Raw genomic sequence first — 26,013 nt, forward strand, 5'->3', positions numbered from 1 at the left:
CAGCAGGAATTTGCTGGACCGCCACGCCGACTGCTTGTTACGGCGTGGCGGTTTTTTTGTGTGCGTCGAAGGCTTCGATGATGCAGTCGAGCAATGCCCGTACGCGTGCGGTCTTGTGCAGGTCGGTGTGTGTGACGAGCCAGACGTCCTGCATGCTGCGCCGGTTGGGCAGTACGCGCACCAGTTGCGGATAGGCCTCGGCGCGGCGGCAGATCAGCTCGGTGATGCCGATGCCTGCGGCCACTGCCTCGAGCAACGCCATCGCCGAATTGCTCTGCAGGACGACGCGCCCACGCGTGATGGGCTCGCCGCACAGGTCATCCCACATCCAGGGCACCTCGTTGCGTGGGTAGAGCACCAGATCGTGCCCTGCGAAGGCGCTGCCTTCCTCCGGCGCACCGCGCGCAGCCACATAGCTATGGCTGGCGTAGACGCCGGTTTCCAGCTGCCCGATGCGTCGCGCAATGAGATCCGGCGAGTTTGGCCGCAGCGTGCGCACAGCCACGTCCGCTTCGCGCTTGGTCAGGTTGGCGATGCTCTTGGAGGCCATGCAGATGACGTCGATGCCCGGGTGCCGTTGCCGCAACTGCGCGATGGCCGGCAGCACGAAGGTGGCGGCCATCGTGTCGGTGGTGGCCAGGCGGATGGTGCCGGCGAGTTGCTCGTCGGTGCCGGCGACACGGCGCTCGATGGTGTGCGCCGCCTGCTCCATTGCTTCGGCGGGGCCGATCAGCGCTTCACCCGCGGGCGTGAGCACCAGCGCTGTCGACGTCCGCAGGAACAGCTTGGCGGACAGATCCTCTTCCAGCCCGGCGATGCGGCGGCCGACCGTGGCCTGATCTACGCCCAGCCGCTGTGCCGCGCCACGCAGCGTGCCGGTGCGTGCCACGGCCAGGAAGAAGCGCGCGTTATCCCAGTTCACGTTTGGCTCCGGATGTGCGTCGATGGGTGATGCATTTTTGCAGTGTTGCGATGCAAAAACACTGCTTTTTTGCATGCGAACCCCAGCCTACACTTGGCTGCATGAAATCGCCAAACGGTTCTGCCATGTCTTCCTGCAATGCCAACGCTGTCTGTGCCGCTCCTCAGCCGGACTTACAACCTGATCTCAGCCGGTGGCGCCGCAACGCCACGCTGGGCATCCTCACGTCGGGTGTGTTCATGGCGGTGCTCGATACCACCGTGGTGAACGTGGCGCTCATCGCCATGCGTGACAGCCTGCACAGCAGCGTCGCGGAGCTGGCCTGGATCGTCGATGCCTACACGCTGGCCTTTGCCGCCTTCATCCTCACCGGTGGCCTGCTGAGCGACCGCATTGGCGCGCGCACCGTCTTCATGGCCGGGATGGCCGTGTTCATCGTGGCCTCGGCTGGCTGTGGGCTGGCGCCGTCGGTGGCGGCGCTGATTGCCGCGCGCATCCTGCAAGGCGTGGGCGCGGCGATGTTCTTGCCGAGTTCGCTGTCGCTCATCCGCTCTACGTTTGAAGATCCGCGCGAGCGTGCGTGGGCCATCGGCCTGTGGGGCGCCATCGTGGCGACAGCCGCCGCCGTGGGCCCGGCGCTTGGCGGCGTGCTGGTCGATACGTATGGCTGGCGCAGCGCCTTCCTTATCAACGTGCCGCTGGGCGTGGTGGGCGTGCTGGGCACGTGGGTGATCGTGCGCCACGTGCAGCCTGCGCGCGCACGGCCATTTGACTGGGCGGGGCAGGTGACCAGCGCGGTGATGCTGGCAGCGCTGTGCTTTGCGGCCATTGAGTGGCCGGTGCGCGGTGCGCTGTCGCCGTGGGTGTGGGGTGCTGCGCTGTTGATGCTGGTGGCCGGCGTGCTGTTCGTGATGGCCGAACGCCGGGCACGTGCACCACTGGTGCCGCTGGCCTGGCTGGCGCATCGTACGCTGGGTGCGGTCAACGGCGTGGGGTTCCTGCTGAACTTCGGCTACTACGGTGCGCTGTTCGTGCTGAGCCTGCATCTGCAGAACGTCGAGCACCTGAGTGCGCGTCAGACTGGGTTGGTCATGCTGCCGATGGCGGTGAGCCTGTCGGCCGGTAACATCTTCGCGGGCAAGCTGATGGCGCGCTTCTCTACGCCGACGATGATGCTGAGCGGTCTCGTGATCGGTGCCGTGGGGTTGCTGGCAACGTCGGCCGCACTTACTGGGCATGCGCCGCTGTGGGTGGCCAGCGCAGCGATGATGGCGTACGGCGGCGGTACTGCCCTGGCGATTGCGCCCATGACGTCCACCATCCTCTCTGCGGCGCCGGGCGAATTGGCCGGCACGGCATCGGGCTTGCTTAACGCCGCGCGGCAGACCGGCAGCCTGCTGGGCGTGGCGGCAGCGGGCGCGGTCGTCACGGTGATGCCCGATCTGGTGCGCGCCTCGCCGGCGGTGTTCGGCCTGATGACGCTGTCCTACGCCGGCGCGATGGCGATGGCGTGGATCAGTCGTCGCCCGGCCGCCACCGCGCTGGCTGCCTGATTAACCGCTATTGCGAAGCCCCGCCGCAATCCCGTTGATCGACAGATGGATGCCGCGCCGTACGCGCGTATCGTCACTACCGGCCTTGCCCGAGCGGAAGCGCTTGAGCAGCTCGACCTGCAAGTGATTCAGCGGGTCGAGATACGGGAAGCGGTTCTTGATCGAGCGCGCCAGCAGCGGGTTGTCGGCCAGCCGCTCCGATTGCCCCGTGATGGCCGACAGGATCTGCTCGGTCAACGTGAATTCCGCCGAGATGCGCGAGAACACCACCTTGCGCAGCTTGCGGTCGTCGCACAACTGCGCGTAGCGCGACGCGACGTTCAGGTCCGCCTTGGACAGCACCATGTCCATGTTCGACAGCAGGTTCGCAAAGAACGGCCACTGCTTGTGCATGCGCTTGAGCGTGGCCAGGCGAGCGGCGCGGGCCTTCGCGTTGCCGGCGTCGTCCAGCCAGCGCTGCACAGCGCTGCCAAAGCCGAACCAGCCCGGCAGCAGCAGCCGGCACTGGCCCCACGAGAAGCCCCACGGAATCGCGCGCAGGTCTTCGATGCGGCGGTGCTTCTTGTCCATCAGCTTGCGCGAGGCCGGGCGCGAACCGAGGTTCAGGTCGGCAATCTCGGTGATCGGCGTGGTGGCGAAGAAGTAGTCCTTGAAGCCCGGGGTTTCGTAGACGAGGTTGCGGTACGCGGCAAAGGCGTTGTCCGACAGCGCCTGCATGGCGGCCTCGAACTCTTCCAGACCCTTCGGGCGGTTGCGCGTGGGCAGCAGCGTCGCCTCCAGCGTGGCCGCAACAATGGTCTCCAGGTTGCGCCGGCCGATCTCGGGGTTGGCGAACTTGCTGGAGATGATTTCGCCCTGCTCGGTCAGGCGGATTTGCCCGTTCACCGTGCCCGGCGGCTGCGACAGGATGGCCTGATAGGTCGGGCCACCGCCACGTCCCACCGTGCCGCCGCGGCCGTGGAACAGGCGCAGGCGCACGCCCTTGCGCTCGAACAGTTCCACCAGCGCCAGCTCGGCCTTGTACAGCTCCCAGTTGGAGGTGAGGAAGCCGCCGTCCTTGTTCGAATCCGAATAGCCGAGCATGACTTCCTGCTCGTTGCCCTGTGCGGCCAGCACGGCATCGAAGCCGGGCAGGGCGAGCAGGTCACCCATGATTTCCGAGGCGTTGCGCAAGTCTTCGATGGTCTCAAACAGCGGGATCACCATCACGTCCAGCCTGGCGTTGCCACTGCCATCCGTGCAGGTGCGGAACATGCCGGCTTCCCGCTGTAGCAGCATCACTTCCAGCAGGTCGGACAGCGTTTCGGTGTGCGAGATGATGTAGTTGCGCACAATGCGGTTGCCGTAGCGGGCACGCACCTCGCGCGCGGCGCGGAAGATGTCGATTTCCGTCGTGGTCTGCTCGGAATACGCATGGAACGGCAGCGTCAGCAGGCGCGGTTGTTGCAGCTCGCGCAGCAGCAGCGTGCGCTTGTCGGTTTCCGACAGCGCCGCGTACGCGCCTTCCACACCGGCCACCTTCAGCAGCTCAGCGACGGTCGCTTCGTGCACGTCCGAAACCTGCCGCAGATCGATCGACGACAGGTGGAAGCCGAATACATCAATCGCGCGTGCCAGCGAGGTCAGGCGTACATCGGCCAGTGCTTCGCCGTGGTGTGCTGCGAGCGAATCGATGACGATCTGGATGTCGGCGCGCAGTTCTTCCGCGTTGGCGTAGGCCGGGGCAGGGCCGACGGCATGGCGGCCGGCATCTTCACCGGTCAGCTCGCGGCAGGTGGCGGCCAGGCGCGCATACACGCCAATCAGCGCGCGGCGGTACGGCTCATCCACGCGATGTTCGGAGTGGTCCGGCGACCGTTCCGCCAGAGCCAGCAGTTCAGTACTCACATCCACCTGAGAGGTGGACATCGACAGCTCCGCACCCAGCACGTGGATCTCGTCCAGGTACCAAGCCAGGATCACACTCGCTTGCTTCTGTGCGGCGTCGCGCAGCGTTGTTGCGGTGACGAAGGGGTTGCCGTCGCGGTCGCCGCCGATCCAGGAGCCCATCTGGAAGAACGCCGGCAGCGGTGTCGGTTCGCCGCGTGCGCCGCGGCGCGGGAAGACGCTGGCGATGTCCTCTTCCAGCTCGCGGTACATCGCGGGGATCTCGCGCAGGAAGGTGGTCTGGTAGTACGACAGCGCGTTCTCGATCTCGTCGGCCACCATCAGGCGCGTGGTGCGCAGCATGCGCGTTTGCCACAGTTTGGTCACGTGCGCGCGCAGCAGCGTGGTGTTGCGCTCGCGCTCACGCGCGGTGAGCGGCATGTCGCGTTCGGCCAGCAGGCGGGCGATTTCACGCTGCGCATCGAGAATGCTCTTGCGCTGCACCTCGGTCGGGTGGGCGGTGAGCACCGGTACGATCAACGCGGCGTCGAAGAACTGGCGCAGTGCTTCGCCGGAGACCCCTTCATCTGCCACCGACAGCAGGGCGCGCATCATGCCGCCGGGCTGCGGCGGCGAGTCCGCCAGCGCGTGTACGCGGCGGCGGCGGTTGTGATGCTGGTCTTCAGCAATGTTGGCCAGATGCGAGAAGTAGCTGAACGCGCGCACCACCGAGTTGGTCTGCTCGCGCGAGAGCGCCTTGAGCAGCCGGTCGAGTTCCTGTTCGGCCTGGCGGTCGCCATCGCGGCGGAAGCGCACGGCGGTCTGGCGGATGGTCTCGACCGTTTCAAAGGCGGCGCCGCCTTCCTGCTCGCGCAGCACGTCACCCAGCAAGCGCCCCAGGAAGCGGATGTCCTCTTTCAGCGGCTGGTCTTTAGCAGCGGCGCTGCCCGACGAGCGGCGCGAGGTGGGTCCGAGTGATGCGCCGTTGGCCTCGTCAGCGCCATTTGCCTTGGCCGCCGGTTTGGTGGCGGGTTTGGCCGTTTTGATGGTCTTGATGGCTTTGGCGGGCTTGGCGGGGGCGGCGGATGCCTTGCGGGCGGGGGTCGCGCGCGAGGAAGCGCGGCGCGCGGCGGGCTGCGTCATGGTGTCTCCTAGGTTGGATCGGTAAGGTGCCTGAACGGCCCTCTTTTCTGCATCACTTCAACGTGATAGGCGGCCTGTGGCGAAAAAGCTGCGTGCTACCATTGCCGCATGTCTTCCGCTACCCGTCCGACCTCCGTCGAATCCCAGCTTGCAACGACTCCTGCAGCCCAGGCGCCGACCAAGCTGGTCATCGCCTCGCGCGAAAGTCGGCTTGCCCTCTGGCAGGCCGAACACGTGCGTGCTGCATTGCAAAAATACTATCCCGCGTGCGACGTGTCCATCCTTGGAATGACCACGCGCGGCGACCAGATTCTCGATCGCTCCCTCGCCAAGGTGGGGGGCAAAGGTTTGTTCGTGAAGGAACTGGAAGTCGCGCTGGCCGAGGGACGCGCCGATCTGGCCGTCCATTCGCTCAAGGATGTGCCGATGGAACTGCCGGAAGGCTTCGCGCTGGCGGCCATTCTCGAACGTGAAGACCCGCGCGACGCGTTTGTCTCCAACGACTACGCCGATCTGGCCTCGCTGCCGGCCGGCGCCGTGGTGGGTACGTCCAGCCTGCGCCGCGAGGCCTCTCTGCGTGCGCGCTTTCCGCATCTGGTGATCCAGCCGTTGCGTGGCAATTTGGACACGCGTCTGGGCAAGCTCGACCGCGGAGACTACGCCGCCATCATCCTTGCTGCCGCCGGGCTCAAGCGCCTGGGGCTGGCCGAGCGCATCCGCTCGACCATCGCGCCGGAAGAGTCGCTGCCGGCCGCAGGGCAGGGTGCGCTGGGTATTGAGATTCGCTCTGATCGCGCTGATGTGCAGGCCGCGCTCGCGCCGCTGCATGACACGCGCGCCGCGCTGGCCGTGACCGCCGAGCGTGCCGTGTCCCGCATCCTGGGTGGTTCGTGCCAGGTGCCGCTGGCGTCGTTTGCACAGTGGTCGGATGCCGGCGCGCTGCGGTTGCGCGCCTTTGTTGCCTCGCAGGACGGCACCCGCAAGCTTGCCGCAGATGGTGAAGCCACGCCGTCCACGCTGGCCGAGGCTGATGCGCTTGGCGTGCAGGTCGCCCAGCAGATGCTGAACGGCGGCGCGCGTGAGATTCTTGCCATGCTGGGCGCTGACGCCCCGCCCGCTACCTAACTCCCACGGCTCGCCATGGACGATCGCTTGCAACCGCGCTTGTCACCTTCGTCTCCCGCATCCAGCACGCCGTCCGCCGAACCACCTGTGGTGGTGGTCACGCGCCCGCGCGCGCAGGCGCCCATGCTGGTGACCGCGCTTGAGCGCCACGGCTTGCGTACGCACCAGTTTCCGCTGCTCGACATCGCACCGACGCCGAATCTCGATGACCTGCGCGCTGCGCTGGGTGATCCATCGCGTTATGCGCTCGTGGTGTTTGTCAGCCCGAATGCCGTGCAGCAGGCGTTTGCCGCCATGCCCGAAGGGTTTCGCTGGCCGCAGGAAGTGCCGGTGGCCGTGGTTGGCCCCGCGAGCGCGCAGGCGTTGGCGACGCACGGCGTTGCGCCGCCCGCGCATCGCGTGATCCGACCCGACACCCACGCCGACGACGCGCGCCAGGATTCCGAAGCGCTGTACGCACGGCTGGATGTGCCGTCACTGAGCGGCCGTGAAGTGCTGATCGTGCGCGGCAATGGCGGCCGTGAATGGCTGGCTGATCAACTGCGCGAAGCCGGGGTCTCGGTGCGCACGGTCGAGGCCTACCGCCGCAGTGTGCCCGTGCCTGATATGGCCGCCTGGGTTGCGCTGCGTGCCGTGCTGGCGGGCCGCCATGCCTGGACGCTCACCAGCTCCGAGGCCGTCCGCAATCTCGACGATCTGGCGCGCGCCAACCTGACGCCAGCTGAGGTCAACACGCTGCACGGCGCACCCTGCTTTGCGCCGCACGCACGCATCGTTGAGCAAGCCGAGTCGCTTGGCTTTCGCGATGTGAAGCTCACCGGCGCGGGCGACGATCGCCTGCTGGCGGGGGTGCTGGCCTGGGCTGGCCCCGTGGCTGCACCGGCCGCCGCGCCTGCACATACGCCGGCACCCGCAGCGGCGCCGGCTGAATCGAATACTTCTCCTTCTTCTTCCACTGTGACGCAGACTCCCGTTCCCTCGTCCGCTTCCTCATCGGCTCCCCCAGCGAAGCCCGCGACTGCTCAGCCGAGTCCGGCACCTGCGCCGTTCGCACCCACCATGACCGTCAACCATGCCCCACGACGCGGCGGTTGGCTGATCTGGACCGTGCTGGCCGTTGTCGTGGTTGCGGTGGCGGCACTGCAGGTACGCAACGAACGCCTGGCGCGTGAGATCCGCCAGCGCGGGCAGCAGAATGAGGCGCTGGCGCAGGACATGCACGTGCGCTCGCAGGCCGACCGCGAGGCGGTTGACCAACTGCAGCAGAAGTTCGGCGCGCTGGACGCTCGCACAACGGAAACCCGTGACCGCCAGGGCGCGCTGGAGCAGGCCAGCCAGGATCTGCTGCGCAATCGCGACGATTGGCAACGCTCCGAGATCGAACGCTCGCTCGAAGTCGCCGCCGAGCAGCTTCAGCTCACCGGCAACGTGGGCGGTGCGCTGGCTGCGTTGCAGACGATCGACGCCCGCCTGGCATCGCTCAACAAGCCGCAGTTCAACGGTCTGCGCCGTGCGGTGGCACGCGACATCGCCAAGCTCAAGGCCATGCCCTCGATCGACCTGAGCGGCGCGGCCATCCGCCTGGACGACGCGATCAACGGGATCGATATGTTGCCGCTGGTGTCGTCGGCCCAGCCGCTGGATGCGGAGCAGGCAGCGCAGGCACCGAAGGCGCGTTCGGCGAAGAATGCTAAGGCCGCAGCGCCGGCTTCGGCACCGGCGGCATCGACGCAGGCCGGCACCGGATGGTCGGCCGGCGTGCGCGCCTGGTGGGGCCGCCTGTGGGGCGACGTGCGCAATGAACTGGGCCAGATCGTACAGGTGCGCCGTGTGGACCAGACCGAGGCACTGCTGCTGTCGTCAGACCAGGCTTGGTTCCTGCGCGAAAACCTCAAGCTGCGCCTGATGAACGCGCGCTTGGCGCTGCTCTCGCGCAACGATGCCGTGTTCCGCGCTGATCTGGGTCGCGCAGACACGCTGCTCTCGCGCTACTTCGACACGCAATCGCCGCGTGTGAGCGCCGTGCAGAACCTGCTGGCGCAAGTGCGCACGATGGTCGGCACGCTGGAGGTACCGACGCTGGCCGACAGCCTTGCCGCCGCGCGCGGTCAGGGCAAGGAGTGAGCATGCGCTGGGTATTCTGGGTTGCGCTGCTGTTTGCCGCCGCCGTCGGGCTGGCGCTGTTTACTGAACTTAATCTGAGCAATGTCGTGCTGTTCTACCCGCCGTATCGGGTGGAAATGTCCCTCAATTTCGTGCTGGCCGCGTTGCTGGTGACGTTCGTGGTGCTGCACCTGGTGATGCGGTTGTTCCACCATGTGGCGGGCATGCCGGCACGCGCAGCGGCGTATCGCGAGCGCAACCGCATCCTGAAGGCGTCAGCCGCGCTGCGCGAAGCAATGGAAAGCCTGTTTGCCGGCCGCTTTGGCCATGCCGAGCGCCAGGCGCGTGAAGCCCAAGCCTGGGATGCGCAGCGCGAAACCGCCGCGCTGATCGGCGCACGTGCTGCACACCGCATGCAGGAAACCGAGCGCCGCGATGCGTGGATGGCCGAGGTGAAGTCGCCCGACCGCGAGCAGGCCAAGCTGGTATCGATGGCGGAACTGCTGGTCGATGCGCGCGATGCGGATGGCGCGCTGGAGAAGATCGCGCAACTGCAATCGCAGGGCGCACGGCAGATCCAGGCGCAGCGGATCGCCCTGCGCGCGCACCAGCATCTGAAGAACTGGAGCGAGGTGCTGCGCCTGACGCGCGCACTGGAGAAGCGCAACGCCATCCACGCCGTGTTGGCCGCGCGCCTCAAGCAGATGGCGTGCGAGACGTTGCTGACCGAACGCCGCCACGATGCCGATGCGCTCAACACCTTCTGGCGTGAGTTGACGACGGAAGAGCGCCGCTCGCCGCGCATTGCCTCGCAGGCCGCGCTGTATTTCGCGCAACTGGGTCGCACGGAAGATGCCAAGCGCATCGTCGAAGAAGGGTTGAGGGCGCACTGGGATGGCCGCCTCATCCGTCGCTATGCGGATTGCGCGGTGCCCGGCAAGGCGCTGCCGCTGATCCAGCAGGCCGAGAAATGGCTCACACAGCATCCGGTGGATGCGGACCTGTTCTACACGCTGGGTATGCTGTGCTTCAAGGAGCAGCTCTGGGGCAAGGCGCAGTCGAGCCTGGAATCGGCGTTGAAGTATGCCGATACCGATCACCATGGCAACCTGCGCGCGCACGCGCATCTGGCGCTCGCGCAGATGTACGAGCAGACCGAGCGGCCGGAAGAGGCACAGCGCCACTACCGGCAAAGTGCACTGCTGGCGGTCAAATAAGCGGTGTAAGAAGAGCGGCGTCAATCATGGCGCCGCTTCTTTTTTCCGGTGAGCATTGCAAGGATGAGGTTGTCCTTGTGCAGCACGCTCATGAGGATGGCTGCGCTCACATGCACGGCCACCAACGTGGCCAGTGCGTACGCCAGCCAAGCGTGTAGATCCAGTGGCCAGTCTTCACCCCAGAAGGCGTCGAGCCGCGACAACCAGCCTGTCAGGCCGAGCGCGAGGATCAGCCCCCACATCGCCAGCATGCCCAGCGCGCCAATGGGGTTGTGGCTTGCAAACTTCATCGGCTTGCCCGCTCGCAGCGACGCCGCATAGCGGTGCAAGGTCGACAGGCGCGGCCACCACGTTGCAAAGCGTGCAGGTTCGCTGCCTACGAAGCCCCACGCCAGCCGCACGGCGACCAACGCGACGGCCACGTAACCGAGATTGCGGTGCAGGGGGCCGCCGGAATCTTCGAACAGGTCCCACAGCACCAGCGCCGCCACGCTCCAATGCGTGACGCGGACCAACCGATCCCACACGCGGGCGGACGATGGCAACTCCGGTGCCACGCGCTTACTTCTCGATCTCGGACTTCACGATCTCCAGCGTCTTGGTGTCGTAGTAGATCTCGATCTTCTTGCCGTCCTTGTCGGTGCCGTAGATCTCATAGCAGTTGCCGTCCACCTTGAATTTCTTGATGGTGTAGCCCTCGGCCTTGATCTTGGCCTGGGCTTCGGCCTCGGGCATCCACTCGTTCTTCGGATGCTTGGCGCACTTGGCGCCGGCAAAGGCGCTGGTGGAGCAAGCGATGGCCAGGGCGGCCAGGGTGATCTTCAGCATGCGGGTCTCCTACGGCATGGCGGTTCAGGGAGACGGCAGGCTAGAGTAAACGGGAATGATTCGCAATACGGAGATTCCGGCGAAAGCGGCCAGCCGTAATGCGATGGAAAGGAAGGGCAGAGCAGACGGCGACGCCACCGCGCGCAGCGGTGGCGTCAGAGCGGCCGACTTCAGGACTACTTGTTGACCTTCGACGCCGGCACCGACAGTGTGAGGATCGCCCCCAGCACCATTGACGCGGCCAGCATATACATGCCGGAGTCGGTGCTCTTGGTGGCGTCTTTGAGCCAACCTACAGCGTAGGGGCTGATGAAGCCCGCCAGGTTGCCCAGCGAGTTGATGAGCGCAATGCCCGCAGCGGCGGCGGTGCCGGCCAGGAAAGCCGTCGGCAGGCTCCAGAACAGCGGCAGCGTGGTCAGGATGCCCATGGTGCCGAGCGTGAGCGCGGCCATCGCCAGCGTAGTGTTGGTGTGCCAGACGGCCGACAGCACCAGCCCAATCGCTCCCGCCACGGCCGGAATGGCGATATGCCAGCGGCGCTCGCGGGTGCGGTCTGCGCTGCGGGCGACCAGGATCATCGCAATGACGGCCGCGCCGTACGGAATCGCCGTCAGCAGGCCCACCGAGAACGGATCGGCCACGCCGGTCTGCTTGATGAGCGTCGGCAGCCAGAAGCTCACGCCGTACAGACCCATCACGAAGGTGAAGTAGATCAGGCTCATCAGCCATACGCGCGGGCTGGCGAGCACTGCGCGAATGGGCGGATCTTGTTTCTCGGCGTCTTCCGCAGCGATGTTGCGCGTGAGCAGCGCCTTCTCGTCCTCCGTCAGCCACTTGGCGTGGCTGATGCGGTCATCCAGATAAAACAGCACGATGATGCCGACGATGACGGACGGGATGCCTTCGATCAGGAACATCCACTGCCAACCTGCCAGGCCATAGGTGCCTGCGAACGTCGTCATGGCCCAGCCCGACAGGGGGCCGCCGATCACGCCCGAGAGCGCCACCGCCGTCATGAAGAACGTGGTGGTGCGCCCGCGTCGCTGCGCCGGATACCAGTAGGTGAGGTACAGGATGATCCCAGGGAAGAAGCCGGCCTCGGCCAGCCCCAGCAGGAAGCGCATCACGTAGAACATGGCTGGCGTGGTCACGAACATCATGGCCGCCGAGATGATGCCCCACGAGATCATGATCCGCGCGATCCACATGCGCGCGCCTACGCGATGCAGGATCACGTTGCTCGGCACCTCGAAGAGGAAGTAGCCGATGAAGAAGATGCCTGCGCCCAGCCCGTAGATGGTCTCGCTGAACTTGAGGTCGCTGAGCATCTGCAGCTTGGCAAAGCCAACGTTGACGCGGTCCAGATACGCGACCACGTAACACAGCAGCAGGAATGGGATCAGGCGCCAACTCACCTTGCGGTAGGTGGCTTCTTCGAAATCACTTGCGGATTGCTGCAGGGTGCTCGCGCTACCCAGCGGTGGAGTGGTGAGGGCCATCGGGTCTCCTGTGTTGTTGTGAGTTCAGGCCGAGTGCTCCTCGTTACCTACCTCGGCCCGGAAAACCGCCACCGCATTCTGCGCCTGTCGAGCGGGCGCGCCAAGATGCCCGCCGGCAGGGTTCGCAGTGACAACTACACGCAACGCCCGCCATCCACCTCCAGGCACGCGCCGGTGATGAACTCAGCCTCATCCGACGCCAGATACAGGCACGCGTTGGCCACATCCTGCGGCGTGGAGAGCCGCCCCATCGGGATCGTCGCCAGGAAGCGAGCGCGATTCTCTGGGGTGTCGGGCATGCCCATGAACTGCTCGATCAGGCCCGTGGCGCCCATCACCGGGTTGACACAGTTCACGCGGATCTTGTCCGGACCCAGCTCCGCCGCCATCGCCTTGCTGGCCGTGATGACAGCGCCCTTGCTGGCGTTGTACCAAACCAGCCCCGGCCGCGGCCGGATGCCCGCGGTGGACGCCACGTTGACGAACACACCGCCGCCCCGCTCGCGGAAATGCGGCACCATGTGGCGCGCCGTCCAGTAGATGCTCTTTACGTTGACGGCCATCACGCGGTCGAACTCGTCCTCGGTGATCTGCAGCAGCGGCTTGTTCTTGTGCGTGGTGCCGGCGTTATTGACGACGATATGCAGATCGCCATAGCGCGAAAGCGTTGCACCAAGCAGGCTCGCGACCGAGCCGCCATCGGACACATCGGCGTGCACGAAATGCGCGTCGCCGCCGGCCACGCGGATGGCATCGGCCACGCGTTCGCCCGCCTCGGTGTTCAAGTCGTTGACGATGACGCGCGCACCCTCGCGCGCAAAGGTGTTGGCGATGCCCTCGCCAAAGCCCGAACCCGCGCCTGTGACGATGGCGATCTTGCCGGCAAGCCGCATGGTGTCTCCTCGTTGTGTTGGTGTTGTCTGTGTCAGCTCAACCGTGGCGGATGGCGATGGTCTTCAAGGTAGTGAAGCCGTACAGCGCCTCGAAGCCTTTCTCGCGGCCGTGGCCCGATTGGCCCGTGCCGCCAAAGGGCAGCTCTACGCCGCCGCCCGCGCCGTAGTCGTTGATGAAGACCTGGCCGGCCTTGAGCTTGCGTGCCAGGCGAAGCTGTCGCCCGCCGTCGCGTGTCCACACGCCGGCCACCAGTCCGTACGGCGTGCCGTTGGCGAGCGTCAGCGCTTCGGCCTCGCTGTCGAAGGGCAGGGCGGCCAGCAGCGGGCCGAACACTTCTTCCTGCGCCAGGCGGTGCGTGTGCGGTACGTCGCGCAACAGCATCGGTGCCTGGTAGTAGCCGGTCTCGGGCGCTTCCGGTACCACCTGCCCCTGCGCCATCACCGGAATGTTGGCGTGCTGCGCGTCCGAGACGAAATCCCACACGCGCTGCTGCTGCTTCGGGTTGATCAGCGGGCCGCAATCCAGGTCCAGCGATGCGGGGCCAACCTTGATCGATTCGAATACGCTGGCGAGCCGATCCAGCACCGTCTCGTAGATGCCGCGCTCGATCAGCACACGGCTGCCGGCCGAGCATGTCTGCCCGGCGTTCTGGATGATGCCGTTCACCACGGCCGGGATCGCCGCTTCCAGGTCCGCATCAGCAAACAGGATCTGCGGAGACTTGCCGCCCAGTTCCAGCGTGACGGGCACGTGGTTTTCGGCAGCGGCGCGCACGATCACCTTGCCCGTTTCCGGCGACCCGGTGAACGACACGTGGTTGATACCCGGATGTGCCGCCAGTGCCGCGCCCGCCTCATGACCGTAGCCGGTCACCACGTTGAGTGCGCCATCGGGCAGTCCGGCCTCGGCAGCCAACTCAGCCACGCGCAGGATCGACAGGCACGCATCTTCGGCCGGCTTGACCACGCAGGCGTTGCCCGCGGCCAATGCGGCACCCACGCTGCGCCCGAAGATCTGCATCGGGTAATTCCACGGGATGATGTGCGCCGTTACACCATGCGGCTCGCGCACGGTCAGCACGGTGGTATCGGCCGGATAGGGGATAGTCTGGCCGTGCAGCTTGTCGGCTGCCCCGGCATAGAACTCGAAGTAGCGGGCGATGGCGCGGGCGTCGGCGCGTGCCTGGCGCATTGGCTTGCCGGTATCGCGAGCTTCCAGGCGGGCGAGTTCTTCTTCGTGATCGGCCAGGCGCAGGGCCACGCGCATGAGCAGCCGGCCACGCTCGGCGGGGCTCAACTGACCCCAGACGCCCTCAAAGGCACGCCGTGCGGCATGGACGGCCACGCTGATGTCGGTGGCGTTGCCGCGCGCGATCTCGGCAAAAGGCTGGCCGTCTGAAGGATCGAACACCTTGATGCGCATGCCTGAATCGGGCGACATCAAGCGGTTGGCGATGAAGTGCTGGGCGTGCATAGGGGGTTCCTGCAAAGATCGGCAACGCGCGATTTTCGCACGGGTGCGCCAGGGTTGCCGGGTGTCAGGGGCTATAATGCCCGCCGACAGTTTTCAAGCTTCTTTTCAACCATACGCGTCGTTTTCGCGCATTCCGGAGCATTTCCATGAGCTTCAACAACGTCTCGCCGGGCAAAGACATCCCCAACGACTTCAACGTCATCATCGAGATTCCGGCGCAGAGCGACCCGGTCAAGTACGAAGCCGACAAGGAAACCGGCATGCTGCACGTGGACCGCTTTGTCGGTACCGGCATGCGCTATCCGGCCAACTACGGCTTCATCCCGCAGACGCTGTCGGGTGACGGTGACCCGGTGGACGTGCTGGTCGTCACGCCGTTCCCGCTGATCCACGGTTGCGTGGTGCGCTGCCGTGTCCTGGGCATGCTCAAGATGACGGACGAGTCGGGCGTGGACGCCAAGCTGGTCGCCGTGCCGGTCAACAAGCTGAGCCCCGCCACGGCTCACATGACCGACCTGTCGGACATCGGCCAGAACCTGCTGGACCAGATCAAGCACTTCTTCGAGCAGTACAAGGCGCTGGAAGCCGGCAAGTGGGTCAAGGTCGAAGGCTGGGGCGGCATTGAAGAAGCCCACAAGGAAATCGTCGACGGCGTGGCCAATTACAAGAAGTAAGACACCTTAGTAATTCGCCGTACCTCTGGTCGGACAAAATCCCGGCATCCGTAAGGATGGCCGGGATTTTTTATTTGCGTGGGCAAAATGCCTGCAATGTCGCATCACCCGCCAACCCGCATGGTACCGCCATTTGCGGCGAGCGAATCGTGCATCATGCATTTTTCGACGTGTTATTGCATGCGGCGCATAAACGGGACGACGCAATTCCGCTGTACAGAGATTTAAGTAACGCTCATTTGCCCGTCGGAAACGGCGCCTCTAGACTCCCGGTCAAGTTTGACTCCACCCCTTGGTACTGCGATGTTGAACAAGACCGTTGCCGTTCCCGTGCTTTCCCTCGTGGCCATGACTGCCTTTACCGTGTGGGCGTTGCTGGCTGGCCCGGCTGATGCCGCGCATGCCAGCGAACGTGGTGTCGCGCCAGTTGGTGCCCTGCCGACGACGGGGACCTGCCCGACGCAGTGTCCTGTCTCCACGCAGAAGCTCGCTGCGCGATAAGTCGTCTCTACGCGTCCGCTGCCGTTGCGGACGCGGTCTCTCCCGCCTTCGCGGTTTTTCCCTCGGTTGTTTACACCGGACGCTGCCTGAACGGCGAGCGGTCCGTCAGTTCGTCCAGATACGCTTCCATGCCGGCCGTCTCGCGGTCGAGGAACCGGCCCACGGCATCAGCAAAGGCCGGATGCGCAAGCCAGTGCGCTGACAGTGTCGCCACGGGTTCAAAGCCGCGCGCCATCTTGTGCTCCCCCTGAGCGCCGCCCTCGAAGGTGCGGATGCCGTGTTCGATGCAATACGCCAGCGGCTGGTAGTACGCCGTCTCAAAGTGCAGGCAGGGGTGATGCTCGATCGCGCCCCAGTAGCGGCCGTACATGACGGATGCCTCCGGTCGCGCGTCGACCACCAGCAGCGCGCTGGCGATGTCGTTGCCGTCGCGCGAGGCAATCACCAGTAGCAGGTTTTCCGGCATCGTCTGGCCGATCTGGCGGAAGAACTCCAGGTTCAGGTACGGCGAGGAGTGGTGCTCACGGTAGGTGGTGCGGTAGCAGCGGTGGAAGAAGCGCCAGTCGGCATCAGTGGCTGCTGCGCCCGGCACATGGCGGAACGTGATACCAGCGTCGTGCACGCGGCGGCGCTCTGCGCGGATGTTCTTGCGCTTCTTCTGCTCCAGTGCGGCAAGAAAATCGTCGAAGCTGCGGAAGCCCGCATTGCACCAGTGAAACTGCACCCCTTGCCGCAGCAACATGCCGGTGGCGCGCATCAGCTCGGCTTCCTCCGCGGTAGGGAACAGCACGTGCAGCGAAGACAACTCGCTTTGCTGCGCCGTCGCCAGCAGCGTGTTGAGCAGCGTCGCCCGTGCGGCGGCATCACGTGCCAGCAGCCGTGCACCCTGCACCGGCGTAAAGGGGATGGCAGACAGCCACTTCGGGTAGTACTCCAGCCCGTGCTGCGCATACGCATTTGCCCAGGCCCAGTCGAAGACGTATTCGCCGTAGGAGTGGCCTTTCACGTACAGTGGCACGGCGGCAGCCAGTGTTTCTCCATGCGCACCGTCTTCCCACAGCGTGAGGTATTGCGGCGACCAGCCCGTGTCGGGCGAGGCGCTGCCGCTTTCGTGCAGGGCGTGCAAAAAGTCGTAGCGCAGGAACGGTGTCGCCTCGGGCTGCTGGGAGAGCAGGGCGTCCCATGCATCGCGGCCGATGTCGCGCAGATCGGTCACAAGCCGCATGCGATAATGCTGCGATCCAGCGCGGGTTTCGGGCTCGGGAACGAGGGGGCGGGAAGTCATGCCGCCGATTCTAATTCCAGCTCGGGGTGCTGCGCTTGCATCCCATATTGCCCCCATGACCGTCACTGTCGCTCTCGCCCAGATCAACTGCACCGTCGGCGATTTCGCCGGCAATGCCGCCCGCATCGTCGCCGCTGCGCGTGAAGCGCACCAGGCTGGTGCGCGCATTCTCCTCACGCCGGAGCTGTCGCTCACTGGTTATCCGCCTGAAGATCTGCTGCTGCGCCCGGCGTTTATCGATGCCAGTGCCCGTGCGCTCGATGCGCTCATCGCGGAGCTGGCGGCGTTCTCGGGCCTGCATGTGTTGATCGGGCATCCGCAGATCTCGTTGGAAGCCCCGGCGCCCGGCGTGCTGCCCAAGCCCACCAACAGCGCCACCGTGGCCGTGGACGGCCGCGTGGTTGGCCGCTACAACAAGCTCGACCTGCCCAACAACGAGGTCTTTGACGAGAAGCGCTATTTCCAGCCCGGCACCGAGCCTTTCGTGTTTGAGGTGGACGGCACGCGCTTCGGCATCATCATCTGTGAAGACGCCTGGTATGCCCAGGCTACGGCCTACGCCCGTGCGGCCGGCGCACAGGTGGTGCTGATCCCTAATGCCTCGCCGTACCACCTGGACAAGGAGGACCTGCGCGAGCGCATCATCGGCGCGCGGGTGAAGGAGTCGGGCCTGCCGCATGTGTACGTGAACCTGGTCGGCGGGCAGGATGAACTCGTGTTCGACGGCGGCTCGTTCGTGCTCGATGCCGAGGGCAAGGTCGTCGTGCAGATGGGCCAGTTCGTCGAGGGCGTCGGCTACGTGCAGTTCGACGGCGGCCGCGCGCTGCCCGGCACGATCGTGCCTGAGGCCTCGCTGGAGGCGCAGGTGTACGAGGCGCTCAAGCTGGGCGTGCGTGACTACCTGGGCAAGAACGGCTTCCCGGGCGCGATCATCGGCCTGTCGGGCGGCGTGGATTCTGCGCTGGTGCTGGCAATTGCTGTCGATGCCCTGGGCGCCGATCGCGTGCGCGCGGTGATGATGCCCTCGCGCTATACGGCCGATATCTCGTGGGTGGATGCGCGCGACATGGCCGCCCGCCTGGGCGTGCAGTACGACGAAATCGCCATCAGCCCGATGTTCGACGCGTTCAGGGGGGCGCTGGCGGAAGAGTTCCGCGGTCTGCCGGAAGACGCGACGGAAGAGAACATCCAGGCGCGCATTCGCGGCACGCTGCTGATGGCGTTGTCCAACAAGAGCGGCCGCATCGTGCTGACCACCGGCAACAAGAGCGAAATGGCGGTCGGCTACTGCACGCTGTACGGCGACATGGCCGGCGGCTTTGCCGTCATCAAGGACATCTTCAAGACGCTGGTCTACCGGCTGTGCCGCTACCGCAATACGCTGTCGGAGGTGATTCCGGAGCGGATTCTCACGCGCGCGCCGTCGGCTGAATTGCGCGAGAACCAGACCGACCAGGACAGCCTGCCCGAATACGATGCGCTTGATGCCATCGTGCAGCGCTACATGGAGCAGAACCAGCCCGTGCCTGACATCATCGCTGCCGGGTTTGCTGAGGCCGATGTGCAGAAGATCGTGCGTCTCATCAAGATCAACGAGTACAAGCGACGCCAGGCCCCGGTCGGCATTCGCGTGACGCAGCGTGCGTTCGGACGCGATTGGCGCTACCCGATCACGTCGCGGTTCAAGGAATAAGCCGAGAACGTCCATCGCCATGCTCGACTACTACGCCAAACGTGCCCCCGAATACGAGCGCATCTATACGAAGCCCGAGCGGCAGGGCGATTTGGCGTGGTTGAAGGCGCGTGTGCGTGACATGACACGCGGCGCACGGGTGCTGGACCTGGCTTGCGGCACCGGTTTCTGGACCGAGGCGATGACGGATGCGCGCAGCATCGTCGGCACGGATTACAACGACACCGTGCTGCGCATCGCACGCGGCAAGGGCATCGCCGGCGCGGCGTTCGTGCGCGCCGACAACGATGCGCTGCCGTTCGTGCCTGGCACGTTCGACGTGATGACAGCAGGCTGCTGGTGGTCGCATGTGCCGCTGCAGCGCCTGCGCCAGCATGTCGAGGGGCTGCATCGTGTGCTTGGACCCGGCGTGCGCGTGTTGTGGTTTGATAACCAGTATGTGTTCGGCTCAAGCACGCCGGTTGCCTACAACGATGAACATGGCAACACGTGGCAGCGCCGTCCCTTGCGTGATGGCACAGAGCATGACGTGCTGAAGAATTTTCCGGACGACCGGACCCTGCTCGAGACCGTGGCCGGTATCGCCCAGGATGTGCGCATTAACCGGCTCCAGTATTATTGGACGCTTGAATACCTCACCAACTAGTTAGCGAGACACCCATGAAACAGATCACCGCCATCATCAAGCCCTTCAAACTGGACGAAGTGCGCGAGTCGCTCGCCGACGTGGGGGTGACTGGCTTGACCGTCACCGAGGTCAAGGGTTTCGGCCGGCAGAAAGGTCACACCGAGCTGTATCGCGGCGCTGAATACGTGGTCGACTTCCTGCCGAAGATCAAGATCGAGGTGGTGGTGGCAGACAACCAGGTCGAGCACGTGATCGACACCATCGTGAAGGCCGCCAAGACTGGCAAGATCGGCGACGGCAAGATCTTCGTGATGCCGGTGGAGCAGGTGATCCGCATTCGCACCGGTGAGAAGGACGAAGCCGCTGTCTAAGCGATGCTTCTGACCGGCGTGCCAGCGCCGGTCAGCATTGATCAGCGCGGCAGGGTGATGTTCCAGCGCAGCGTCACGAGCCGCCCGATCACGATCGCCAGCGTGGCGATCACCACGGACACGCTCGGCAGCAGGTCCGTGTGCGTCAGCCCGACGTAGAGGAAGCACCCGAGAAACGCGCAGGTCGCGTACGGGTGGTTGTCTCGCAGCAGCATGGGCACTTCATTGCAGACCACGTCGCGCAGCAGGCCGCCGAACGCCGCTGTGATCACGCCCATCATCACCGACACGAAGACGGGCATACCGGCATCGAGCGCCAGTTGCGTGCCCAACACGCCAAAGAGTCCCATGCCGATGGCGTCCGCCACGATCAGGACGCGGTCGGATACCAGTTGGCTCACCAGCCGGATCACCCAATTGGCAAACAGACTCATGATGAACAGCGCGAGCAGGTATTGCTCGTGCTCGATCCAGTAGAACGGCCGCCGATCGAGCAACAGATCGCGCAGCGTACCGCCGCCAAACGCGGTGAGGAACGCGACGATGAACGCGCCCACGGCATCGAGCCGGCGCCGTTTCGCCTCGGCCAGGCCCGAGATGGCAAACGAGAAGACCGCGAGGATCTCCATCCAGTGCATGACCAACTGCAGGCGACCGACGTGCATGGGGTTGTTCTTGTTGTTGTTCGAGTCGAGCGATGTCAGGAGCTGTGCGGCTGGCGCAGCAGTACCAGTACAGCACCTGCGCCACCCGCTGTATTGCGCGGCTCGACGAAGGCGATCACTTCTTCCTTCTGCACCAGCCACGAGCGCACCTTGCCCTTGAGCACGGGTGTCTTGTCCGGCGAGCCCAGGCCTTTGCCGTGGATCACGCGCACGCAGCGGATGCCGCGTTGCACGGCGCGGCGCAGGAAGGCGGCCAGTGCCTCGCGTGCCTCTTCGCGGCGCAGGCCGTGCAGATCGATCTGATCTTGCGTGGCCCATTCACCGCGGCGCAGCTTTTTGAGCACGTCTTCACCGATGCCGGGGCGGCGGTAGGAGAGGGTGTCGTCGGTCTCGAGCAGGTTGTCGACGTCGAATTCGTCCGACAGCGAAGCGTCCAGTACGCGCTTGTCCTCGGCGCGCGAGTGCACGGGGTCAGGCGCGGGCGGATTGCGCGGATGCTCGACGCGCTTGTTCTGGCGCAGCGCATTCACCTCGCCGACGTTGGCGCGGAACACGTTGGCCTCTTCCACGGCCTTGCGGGCGGCGGCTTCGGCGCGCTGGCGTTCGGCCTCGCGCGCCTCGGTCTCGTGCTTGAGCTGGTCGCGCAGCTTGCCCAGGTCGGTCAGGCTGATCTTGGTGGCTGGGGGATGGGCGCGTTTCATGGCAGCAGGTGGGGCAAGCGAATCAGGATGGAGCGTGTGTCGATTATACGAATGCGCCGCCCATGACAAAACGGCCGATGGTTACCCATCGGCCGTTTCGCTTGAACCCGGAAACCGGGGCCGGAGATTTACTCCTGGCCTTCCAGGTAGCGCTGGGCGTCTAGCGCGGCCATGCAGCCCGTGCCGGCGCTGGTGATCGCTTGGCGGTAGATGTGGTCTTGCACGTCGCCGGCCGCAAACACGCCCTGGATGTTGGTGGCGGTGGCGTTGCCGGCCAGGCCGCTCTGCGTGCGGATGTAGCCGGTGTCGTTCATTTCCAGCTGACCCTTGAAGAGATCGGTGTTCGGCTTGTGGCCGATGGCAATGAACACGCCTGCCACCTTCACCTCTTCGGTCTTGCCTTCGTTGTCGTTCACGCCCTTCAGGCGGGCGCCCGTCACGCCGGAATCGTCGCCCAGGATCTCGTCGAGCACCATGTTGGTCTTGATCTCGATCTTGCCTTTCTTCTCCTGCTCATGCAGGCGGTCGATCAGGATCGGCTCGGCGCGGAACTTGTCGCGGCGGTGGATGAGCGTGACCTTGCTGGCGATATTGGCCAGGTACAGCGCTTCTTCCACGGCGGTGTTGCCGCCGCCCACCACGGCCACTTCCTGGCCCTTGTAGAAGAAACCGTCGCAGGTGGCGCAGGCGGACACACCGCGACCGGCGAACTTTTCTTCGGACGGCAGACCCAGGTATTGGGCCGAGGCGCCGGTGGAGATGATCAGTGCGTCGGCGGTGTATTCGCCCGAATCGCCAATCAGGCGGATCGGCTTTTCGTTCAGGTGCGCCGTGTGGATGTGGTCGAACACGATCTCAGTGTTGAAGCGCTCGGCGTGCTCCAGGAAGCGCTGCATGAGCTCGGGGCCTTGCAGGTGTTCGCGGTCGGCGGGCCAGTTTTCCACGTCGGTGGTGGTCATGAGCTGGCCGCCCTGGGCCAGGCCGGTGACCAGCACTGGGTTCAGGTTGGCCCGGGCTGCGTAGATGGCGGCCGTGTAGCCGGCGGGGCCGGAGCCAAGAATCAGCACTTTTGCGTGTTTTGCCATGATGCGTCCGATAGATGCGCAGCGCGCAGGGTAGGCGCCGCCGAGGAGGGTAGATGGAGGTAGTGGGCGACATTATAAAGTGGCACCCCCTCATCCGCCCGGTTGTAAATTCCAATGGCGGTGATAGGGCCGCGTTACAATCCTTGGCATCGTATTTGTGCTGTTCCAAGCCGTGCGGCCTTTCGCCGTGCGGCGCACCCGTCTCCCGCATGGCCCGAGCTTCCACCACTCCGACGACCCGTACCGATCCCGCCGCGCTGCCCTCTCGCATTGGGCGGCTGCTGGGCGAGGTCCGCTGGTTTCTGTTGCTGGCGGTGACCATCGCCTTTCTGATCATCCTGCTGTCATACAACCGGGCCGACCCCGGTTTCACCCACGCCAGCCAGGTCGACGAGATTCGCAACCTGGGTGGGCGCGTGGGCGCGTGGCTGGCAGACCTGTTGCTGTTCGTTTTTGGCGCCTCGGCCTACTGGTGGGCCTTGCTGCTGGTGCGCCGCGTCTGGCGTGGCTGGCGTGAGCTGATGTCGGACGAGCGCCTCCCGCGCGCCGCCATGCCGCGTGTGGACGCCAGCGTCACCTGGATCGGTTTTGCGCTCATCCTGGCCTCCAGCATGGGTCTGGAAGCCATTCGCATGTACACGCTGCACATGAGGCTGCCGCGCGCACCAGGCGGCGTGCTGGGCGACCTGATTGGCGGGGCGATGCAGCACGCGCTGGGCTTTACCGGCGGCACGCTGGTGCTGTTGCTGATGTTCACGGTGGGGCTGTCGCTGTTCTTCCATTTCTCGTGGCTGAATCTGGCCGAGCAGATCGGCGCGGGCGTGGAGATGCTGTTCGTCGGCTTCAAGACGCGCCGCGAGAGCAAGCAGGACCGCGCCATTGGCGAGGCGGCCAAGGTCGAGCGCGAAGAGGTGGTCGAAACCCGCCGCGTGCGCATTGAAGAATCGCCGCCGGTGCAGATCGTGCGCCCGACCGCCGTGGTCAAGAGCGAGCGCGTGGAGCGCGAGAAGCAGCAGCCGCTGTTTGTCGACATCGAAGATTCCGACCTGCCGCCGCTGGCGCTGCTCGACCCGATCCCGCCCGTCGTGGAAACCGTGAGTGCGGAGACGCTGGAATTCACCTCCCGCCTGATCGAGAAGAAGCTCAAGGACTTTGGCGTGGAAGTGCAGGTGGTGGCGGCCTACCCGGGTCCGGTCATTACGCGCTATGAGATCGAGCCGGCCACGGGTGTGAAAGGCAGCCAGATCGTCAACCTGGCCAAGGACTTGGCGCGCTCGCTGTCACTGGTGTCGATCCGCGTGGTAGAGACGATTCCGGGCAAGAATTTCATGGGCCTGGAGTTGCCGAATCCGAAGCGTCAGGCGGTGCGCCTGTCGGAGATTCTCGGCTCGCAGGTCTACAACGAGAGCGCTTCGCAGCTCACGATGGCGCTGGGCAAGGACATCGCCGGCAAGCCGGTGGTGGCCGATCTGGCCAAGATGCCGCACTGCATGGTGGCCGGTACCACGGGCTCGGGTAAGTCGGTCGGTATCAACGCGATGATCCTGTCGCTGCTGTACAAGGCCAAGGCCGATGCGGTGCGCCTGATCCTGATCGACCCGAAGATGCTCGAACTGAGCATCTACGAGGGCATTCCGCACCTGCTGTGCCCGGTGGTGACCGACATGCGCCAGGCCGGCCACGCCCTGAACTGGGCCGTGGGCGAAATGGAGCGCCGCTACAAGCTCATGAGCAAGATGGGCGTGCGCAACCTGGCCGGCTTCAACAAGAAAATCGATGAAGCCGCGGCGCGCGAAGAGAAGATTCCCAACCCGTTCAGCCTGACGCCCGACGCGCCGGAACCGCTCGACAAGCTGCCGATGATCGTCATCGTGATCGACGAGCTGGCCGATCTGATGATGGTGGTTGGCAAGAAGGTCGAAGAGCTGATCGCGCGGATTGCGCAGAAGGCGCGTGCAGCCGGCATCCACCTGGTGCTGGCGACGCAGCGTCCGTCCGTGGACGTGATCACCGGCCTGATCAAGGCGAACGTGCCGACGCGGATTGCCTTCCAGGTCAGCAGCAAGATCGACTCGCGCACGATTCTCGATCAGCAGGGCGCCGAGGCGCTGCTGGGCATGGGTGACATGCTGTACCTCGCGCCCGGTACCGGTTTGCCGGTGCGCGTGCACGGCGCGTTCGTGTCGGACGATGAAGTCCACCGCGTGGTGGACAACCTCAAGGCGCAGGGCGAGCCGAACTACATCGAGGGCATTCTCGAAGGCGGCGTGGTGGACGGCGAAGGCGGTGGGGATGGCTTTGGCGGCGGCGCGGGCCTTGTCGGCGCTGGCGGTGGCGAGGCCGATCCGCTGTACGACCAGGCCGTCGACGTGGTGCTCAAGAACCGCCGCGCGTCGATCTCGCTGGTACAGCGCCACCTGCGCATCGGCTACAACCGCGCCGCGCGCCTGCTCGAAGACATGGAAAAGGCAGGGCTCGTGTCCGCCATGTCCGGCAACGGCAACCGCGAAATTCTGGCGCCCAACCGCAACGGCAACGTCGTCGAAGAGGAATGACGTTGCGGTTACATCGCGTTACCGCGTTGACGGAATGTTCCGGCGCGGCCGGCCACTAACAAGAAGATCAACTGAAAACCGGGATTCCTATGTTTGTGTTGAAAGCACGTCACCTGATGGCCGCTGGGCTGGTGTCGCTGGCGGCGTGGTCGGCCGGTGCCTATGCGGGTGCCGTCGAGCAGCTCAACGCCTTTGTGAGCAACGTCACCACCGCGCGTGGTGAGTTCGTGCAGCGCTTGGTCAAGGGCGGCAGCAATGGCAACCCATTGCGCGTGGCAGGGACATCGAGCGGGGATTTCACCTTCTCGCGTCCGGGCCGCTTCGTCTGGCGCTATGTGAAGCCGTATGAGCAGCAACTGTCGGCAGATGGCCAGACGCTGTTCATCTACGACAAGGATCTTGCCCAGGTAACGGAGCGCAAGCTCGACGCATCGCTCGGCTCCAGCCCGGCCGCCATCCTGTTCGGCAGCAACGACCTTGCCAAGAACTTTACGCTCAAGGAAGGTGGCACCAAGGACGGCATCGATTGGGTTGAACTCACACCCAAAGCAAAGGACACCCAGTTCGAGCGCATCGCCATCGGCTTTCGCAGCGGCGAGCTGCAGGGTATGGAGTTGCGCGATGCCTTTGGGAACACCACGCTGCTGACGTTCTCGAATATTCAGAAGAATCCGCAACTGCCGGCCAACGCGTTCCGCTTCGTGCCACCCAAGGGGGCAGACGTTATCAAGCAGTAACGCGTGCAGGCCGGTTTCTTTTTCGACAAGGAGACCGACCATGCCTTTGCCGTTCACTACATCGCTGCAACGTGCGGCCATCGTTGCAGCGACGGCGGCAGTGTTTGCGGGATGCGCCTCGACGGGCGTGTCTCGTTTCGATGTTGATTCGTTCCTGACCGCGCCCGACACCGTGTTGGCCGAAGCACTGGTCAACAAGGATTTCCTGCGCGCGACCGAGTTGCCGACTGCCGAGTGTTCCGCCCTGGTCAAGGGCCACGCCGGTCAGATCGTGCCGGTTCAGGCGCCTGCCGATCCGCGCATGCCGCAGGCATCGGCCCGTCAGCCGTTCGTGATCCAGCCGCCGGGTAGCGAGAGCGTATGGCTGCTGCTGCGCAGCGCGGACGGTGCGCAGTCGTGCCACGGCCCGCTGCCCGCCAAGGAGTTCATGGGGTTGGTGCAGCGCGCATCAAACTGAGCGTAGCGGGGCTGGCACCAGGGCCGAGCGCCGTTTCT

General features: G+C 65.2%; 23 protein-coding genes. 12 read left to right on the forward strand and 11 right to left on the reverse strand.

All coding sequences use genetic code 11. The annotated features are described in order from the left end of the window. Nucleotides 1-37: 37 nt before the first annotated feature. Nucleotides 38-922, reverse strand: coding sequence for a LysR family transcriptional regulator (locus PI87_RS07395; protein ID WP_039597064.1), 885 nt, complete (start codon nt 920-922; stop codon nt 38-40). Nucleotides 923-1,047: 125 nt separating this feature from the next. Here PI87_RS07395 and PI87_RS07400 point away from each other — a divergent pair, with 125 nt between their 5' ends. Next, entirely contained in the window at nt 1,048-2,475 is a 1,428-nt protein-coding gene (locus PI87_RS07400; protein ID WP_039597065.1) for an MFS transporter, read from the forward strand. Here the strand turns inward: PI87_RS07400 and ppc are convergent, their stop codons facing one another. Then, nucleotides 2,476-5,484 carry a phosphoenolpyruvate carboxylase gene (gene ppc / locus PI87_RS07405; RefSeq protein ID WP_039597066.1) on the reverse strand — a complete coding sequence of 1,003 codons (3,009 nt, stop codon included), beginning with the start codon at nt 5,482-5,484 and terminating at the stop codon, nt 2,476-2,478. It abuts the gene before it with no gap. 108 nt (nt 5,485-5,592) lie between these two features. Here ppc and hemC point away from each other — a divergent pair, with 108 nt between their 5' ends. The 3 genes from hemC to PI87_RS07420 are packed head-to-tail and all read left to right on the forward strand — an operon-like array spanning nt 5,593 to nt 9,929. After that, nucleotides 5,593-6,609: a hydroxymethylbilane synthase gene (gene hemC / locus PI87_RS07410; protein WP_039597067.1), complete on the forward strand. Its 1,017-nt coding sequence runs from the start codon at nt 5,593-5,595 to the stop codon at nt 6,607-6,609. A 15-nt stretch (nt 6,610-6,624) separates the two neighbouring features. Continuing rightward, nucleotides 6,625-8,733, forward strand: a complete 2,109-nt coding sequence (hemDX, locus tag PI87_RS07415; RefSeq protein WP_039597068.1) for a fused uroporphyrinogen-III synthase HemD/membrane protein HemX — start codon at nt 6,625-6,627, stop codon at nt 8,731-8,733. 2 nt (nt 8,734-8,735) lie between these two features. Beyond that, on the forward strand, nt 8,736-9,929 hold the full coding sequence (locus PI87_RS07420; RefSeq protein WP_039597069.1) for a heme biosynthesis protein HemY: 1,194 nt from the start codon (nt 8,736-8,738) through the stop codon (nt 9,927-9,929). Nucleotides 9,930-9,949: 20 nt separating this feature from the next. Here the strand turns inward: PI87_RS07420 and PI87_RS07425 are convergent, their stop codons facing one another. The 5 genes from PI87_RS07425 to PI87_RS07445 form a co-directional block, all read right to left on the reverse strand. Then, on the reverse strand, nt 9,950-10,486 hold the full coding sequence (locus PI87_RS07425; protein WP_232313954.1) for a cytochrome b/b6 domain-containing protein: 537 nt from the start codon (nt 10,484-10,486) through the stop codon (nt 9,950-9,952). A gap of 4 nt (nt 10,487-10,490) precedes the next feature. Further along, nucleotides 10,491-10,757 (reverse strand): PepSY domain-containing protein, encoded by a 267-nt coding sequence (locus PI87_RS07430; RefSeq protein WP_039597070.1) that lies wholly within the window; start codon nt 10,755-10,757, stop codon nt 10,491-10,493. Nucleotides 10,758-10,933: 176 nt separating this feature from the next. Then, nucleotides 10,934-12,256, reverse strand: a complete 1,323-nt coding sequence (locus tag PI87_RS07435; RefSeq protein WP_039597071.1) for an MFS transporter — start codon at nt 12,254-12,256, stop codon at nt 10,934-10,936. 134 nt (nt 12,257-12,390) lie between these two features. Continuing rightward, entirely contained in the window at nt 12,391-13,149 is a 759-nt protein-coding gene (locus PI87_RS07440; RefSeq protein WP_039597072.1) for an SDR family oxidoreductase, read from the reverse strand. Between the two features lie 37 nt (nt 13,150-13,186). Next, nucleotides 13,187-14,623, reverse strand: coding sequence for an aldehyde dehydrogenase family protein (locus tag PI87_RS07445; protein ID WP_039597073.1), 1,437 nt, complete (start codon nt 14,621-14,623; stop codon nt 13,187-13,189). A gap of 146 nt (nt 14,624-14,769) precedes the next feature. Between PI87_RS07445 and ppa the strand changes: the two genes are divergently transcribed. Both ppa and PI87_RS28450 read left to right on the forward strand, forming a co-directional pair. Continuing rightward, nucleotides 14,770-15,297: an inorganic diphosphatase gene (gene ppa, locus PI87_RS07450; RefSeq protein WP_021195606.1), complete on the forward strand. Its 528-nt coding sequence runs from the start codon at nt 14,770-14,772 to the stop codon at nt 15,295-15,297. A gap of 303 nt (nt 15,298-15,600) precedes the next feature. Further along, nucleotides 15,601-15,798, forward strand: a complete 198-nt coding sequence (locus PI87_RS28450) for a hypothetical protein (RefSeq protein WP_084209909.1) — start codon at nt 15,601-15,603, stop codon at nt 15,796-15,798. A gap of 70 nt (nt 15,799-15,868) precedes the next feature. Here PI87_RS28450 and PI87_RS07455 read toward each other — a convergent pair whose 3' ends face one another. Next, nucleotides 15,869-17,083 carry a GNAT family N-acetyltransferase gene (locus PI87_RS07455; protein ID WP_039597074.1) on the reverse strand — a complete coding sequence of 405 codons (1,215 nt, stop codon included), beginning with the start codon at nt 17,081-17,083 and terminating at the stop codon, nt 15,869-15,871. A gap of 55 nt (nt 17,084-17,138) precedes the next feature. Between PI87_RS07455 and PI87_RS07460 the strand changes: the two genes are divergently transcribed. Genes PI87_RS07460 through glnK form a run of 3 tightly spaced genes read left to right on the forward strand, consistent with a single transcriptional unit; the run spans nt 17,139 to nt 19,775 of the window. Then, nucleotides 17,139-18,776 carry an NAD+ synthase gene (locus PI87_RS07460; RefSeq protein ID WP_039597075.1) on the forward strand — a complete coding sequence of 546 codons (1,638 nt, stop codon included), beginning with the start codon at nt 17,139-17,141 and terminating at the stop codon, nt 18,774-18,776. 19 nt (nt 18,777-18,795) lie between these two features. Then, nucleotides 18,796-19,422: a class I SAM-dependent methyltransferase gene (locus tag PI87_RS07465; protein WP_039597076.1), complete on the forward strand. Its 627-nt coding sequence runs from the start codon at nt 18,796-18,798 to the stop codon at nt 19,420-19,422. A gap of 14 nt (nt 19,423-19,436) precedes the next feature. After that, a complete protein-coding gene (gene glnK / locus PI87_RS07470) occupies nt 19,437-19,775 on the forward strand; it encodes a P-II family nitrogen regulator (protein WP_039597077.1) in 339 nt (112 codons plus the stop codon). Nucleotides 19,776-19,816: 41 nt separating this feature from the next. Here the strand turns inward: glnK and PI87_RS07475 are convergent, their stop codons facing one another. From PI87_RS07475 to trxB, 3 genes are all read right to left on the reverse strand, one after another. Next, nucleotides 19,817-20,440 (reverse strand): trimeric intracellular cation channel family protein, encoded by a 624-nt coding sequence (locus tag PI87_RS07475; RefSeq protein WP_039597078.1) that lies wholly within the window; start codon nt 20,438-20,440, stop codon nt 19,817-19,819. A 35-nt stretch (nt 20,441-20,475) separates the two neighbouring features. Then, nucleotides 20,476-21,141: a Smr/MutS family protein gene (locus tag PI87_RS07480; RefSeq protein WP_039597079.1), complete on the reverse strand. Its 666-nt coding sequence runs from the start codon at nt 21,139-21,141 to the stop codon at nt 20,476-20,478. A 128-nt stretch (nt 21,142-21,269) separates the two neighbouring features. Continuing rightward, nucleotides 21,270-22,226, reverse strand: coding sequence for a thioredoxin-disulfide reductase (trxB, locus tag PI87_RS07485; RefSeq protein WP_039597080.1), 957 nt, complete (start codon nt 22,224-22,226; stop codon nt 21,270-21,272). A 209-nt stretch (nt 22,227-22,435) separates the two neighbouring features. Between trxB and PI87_RS07490 the strand changes: the two genes are divergently transcribed. From PI87_RS07490 to PI87_RS07500, 3 genes are all read left to right on the forward strand, one after another. After that, nucleotides 22,436-24,781 (forward strand): DNA translocase FtsK, encoded by a 2,346-nt coding sequence (locus PI87_RS07490; RefSeq protein WP_039597081.1) that lies wholly within the window; start codon nt 22,436-22,438, stop codon nt 24,779-24,781. An 89-nt stretch (nt 24,782-24,870) separates the two neighbouring features. Next, nucleotides 24,871-25,518, forward strand: a complete 648-nt coding sequence (gene lolA, locus PI87_RS07495) for an outer membrane lipoprotein chaperone LolA (protein ID WP_039597082.1) — start codon at nt 24,871-24,873, stop codon at nt 25,516-25,518. A gap of 40 nt (nt 25,519-25,558) precedes the next feature. Further along, nucleotides 25,559-25,975, forward strand: a complete 417-nt coding sequence (locus PI87_RS07500; RefSeq protein ID WP_039597083.1) for a hypothetical protein — start codon at nt 25,559-25,561, stop codon at nt 25,973-25,975. Nucleotides 25,976-26,013: the final 38 nt, after the last annotated feature.

The organism is Ralstonia sp. A12 (genome assembly GCF_000801955.1).
GTDB lineage: Bacteria > Pseudomonadota > Gammaproteobacteria > Burkholderiales > Burkholderiaceae > Ralstonia.

Coding starts and splice junctions, on each gene's coding strand:
- PI87_RS07400 (WP_039597065.1), top strand. CDS start 1,048: ATGTCTTCCTGCAATGCCAACGCTGTCTGTGCCGCTCCTCAGCCGGAC.
- ppc (WP_039597066.1), bottom strand. CDS start 5,484: ATGACGCAGCCCGCCGCGCGCCGCGCTTCCTCGCGCGCGACCCCCGCC.
- hemC (WP_039597067.1), top strand. CDS start 5,593: ATGTCTTCCGCTACCCGTCCGACCTCCGTCGAATCCCAGCTTGCAACG.
- hemDX (WP_039597068.1), top strand. CDS start 6,625: ATGGACGATCGCTTGCAACCGCGCTTGTCACCTTCGTCTCCCGCATCC.
- PI87_RS07420 (WP_039597069.1), top strand. CDS start 8,736: ATGCGCTGGGTATTCTGGGTTGCGCTGCTGTTTGCCGCCGCCGTCGGG.
- PI87_RS07430 (WP_039597070.1), bottom strand. CDS start 10,757: ATGCTGAAGATCACCCTGGCCGCCCTGGCCATCGCTTGCTCCACCAGC.
- PI87_RS07435 (WP_039597071.1), bottom strand. CDS start 12,256: ATGGCCCTCACCACTCCACCGCTGGGTAGCGCGAGCACCCTGCAGCAA.
- PI87_RS07440 (WP_039597072.1), bottom strand. CDS start 13,149: ATGCGGCTTGCCGGCAAGATCGCCATCGTCACAGGCGCGGGTTCGGGC.
- PI87_RS07445 (WP_039597073.1), bottom strand. CDS start 14,623: ATGCACGCCCAGCACTTCATCGCCAACCGCTTGATGTCGCCCGATTCA.
- ppa (WP_021195606.1), top strand. CDS start 14,770: ATGAGCTTCAACAACGTCTCGCCGGGCAAAGACATCCCCAACGACTTC.
- PI87_RS28450 (WP_084209909.1), top strand. CDS start 15,601: ATGTTGAACAAGACCGTTGCCGTTCCCGTGCTTTCCCTCGTGGCCATG.
- PI87_RS07455 (WP_039597074.1), bottom strand. CDS start 17,083: ATGACTTCCCGCCCCCTCGTTCCCGAGCCCGAAACCCGCGCTGGATCG.
- PI87_RS07460 (WP_039597075.1), top strand. CDS start 17,139: ATGACCGTCACTGTCGCTCTCGCCCAGATCAACTGCACCGTCGGCGAT.
- PI87_RS07465 (WP_039597076.1), top strand. CDS start 18,796: ATGCTCGACTACTACGCCAAACGTGCCCCCGAATACGAGCGCATCTAT.
- glnK (WP_039597077.1), top strand. CDS start 19,437: ATGAAACAGATCACCGCCATCATCAAGCCCTTCAAACTGGACGAAGTG.
- PI87_RS07475 (WP_039597078.1), bottom strand. CDS start 20,440: ATGCACGTCGGTCGCCTGCAGTTGGTCATGCACTGGATGGAGATCCTC.
- PI87_RS07480 (WP_039597079.1), bottom strand. CDS start 21,141: ATGAAACGCGCCCATCCCCCAGCCACCAAGATCAGCCTGACCGACCTG.
- trxB (WP_039597080.1), bottom strand. CDS start 22,226: ATGGCAAAACACGCAAAAGTGCTGATTCTTGGCTCCGGCCCCGCCGGC.
- PI87_RS07490 (WP_039597081.1), top strand. CDS start 22,436: ATGGCCCGAGCTTCCACCACTCCGACGACCCGTACCGATCCCGCCGCG.
- lolA (WP_039597082.1), top strand. CDS start 24,871: ATGTTTGTGTTGAAAGCACGTCACCTGATGGCCGCTGGGCTGGTGTCG.
- PI87_RS07500 (WP_039597083.1), top strand. CDS start 25,559: ATGCCTTTGCCGTTCACTACATCGCTGCAACGTGCGGCCATCGTTGCA.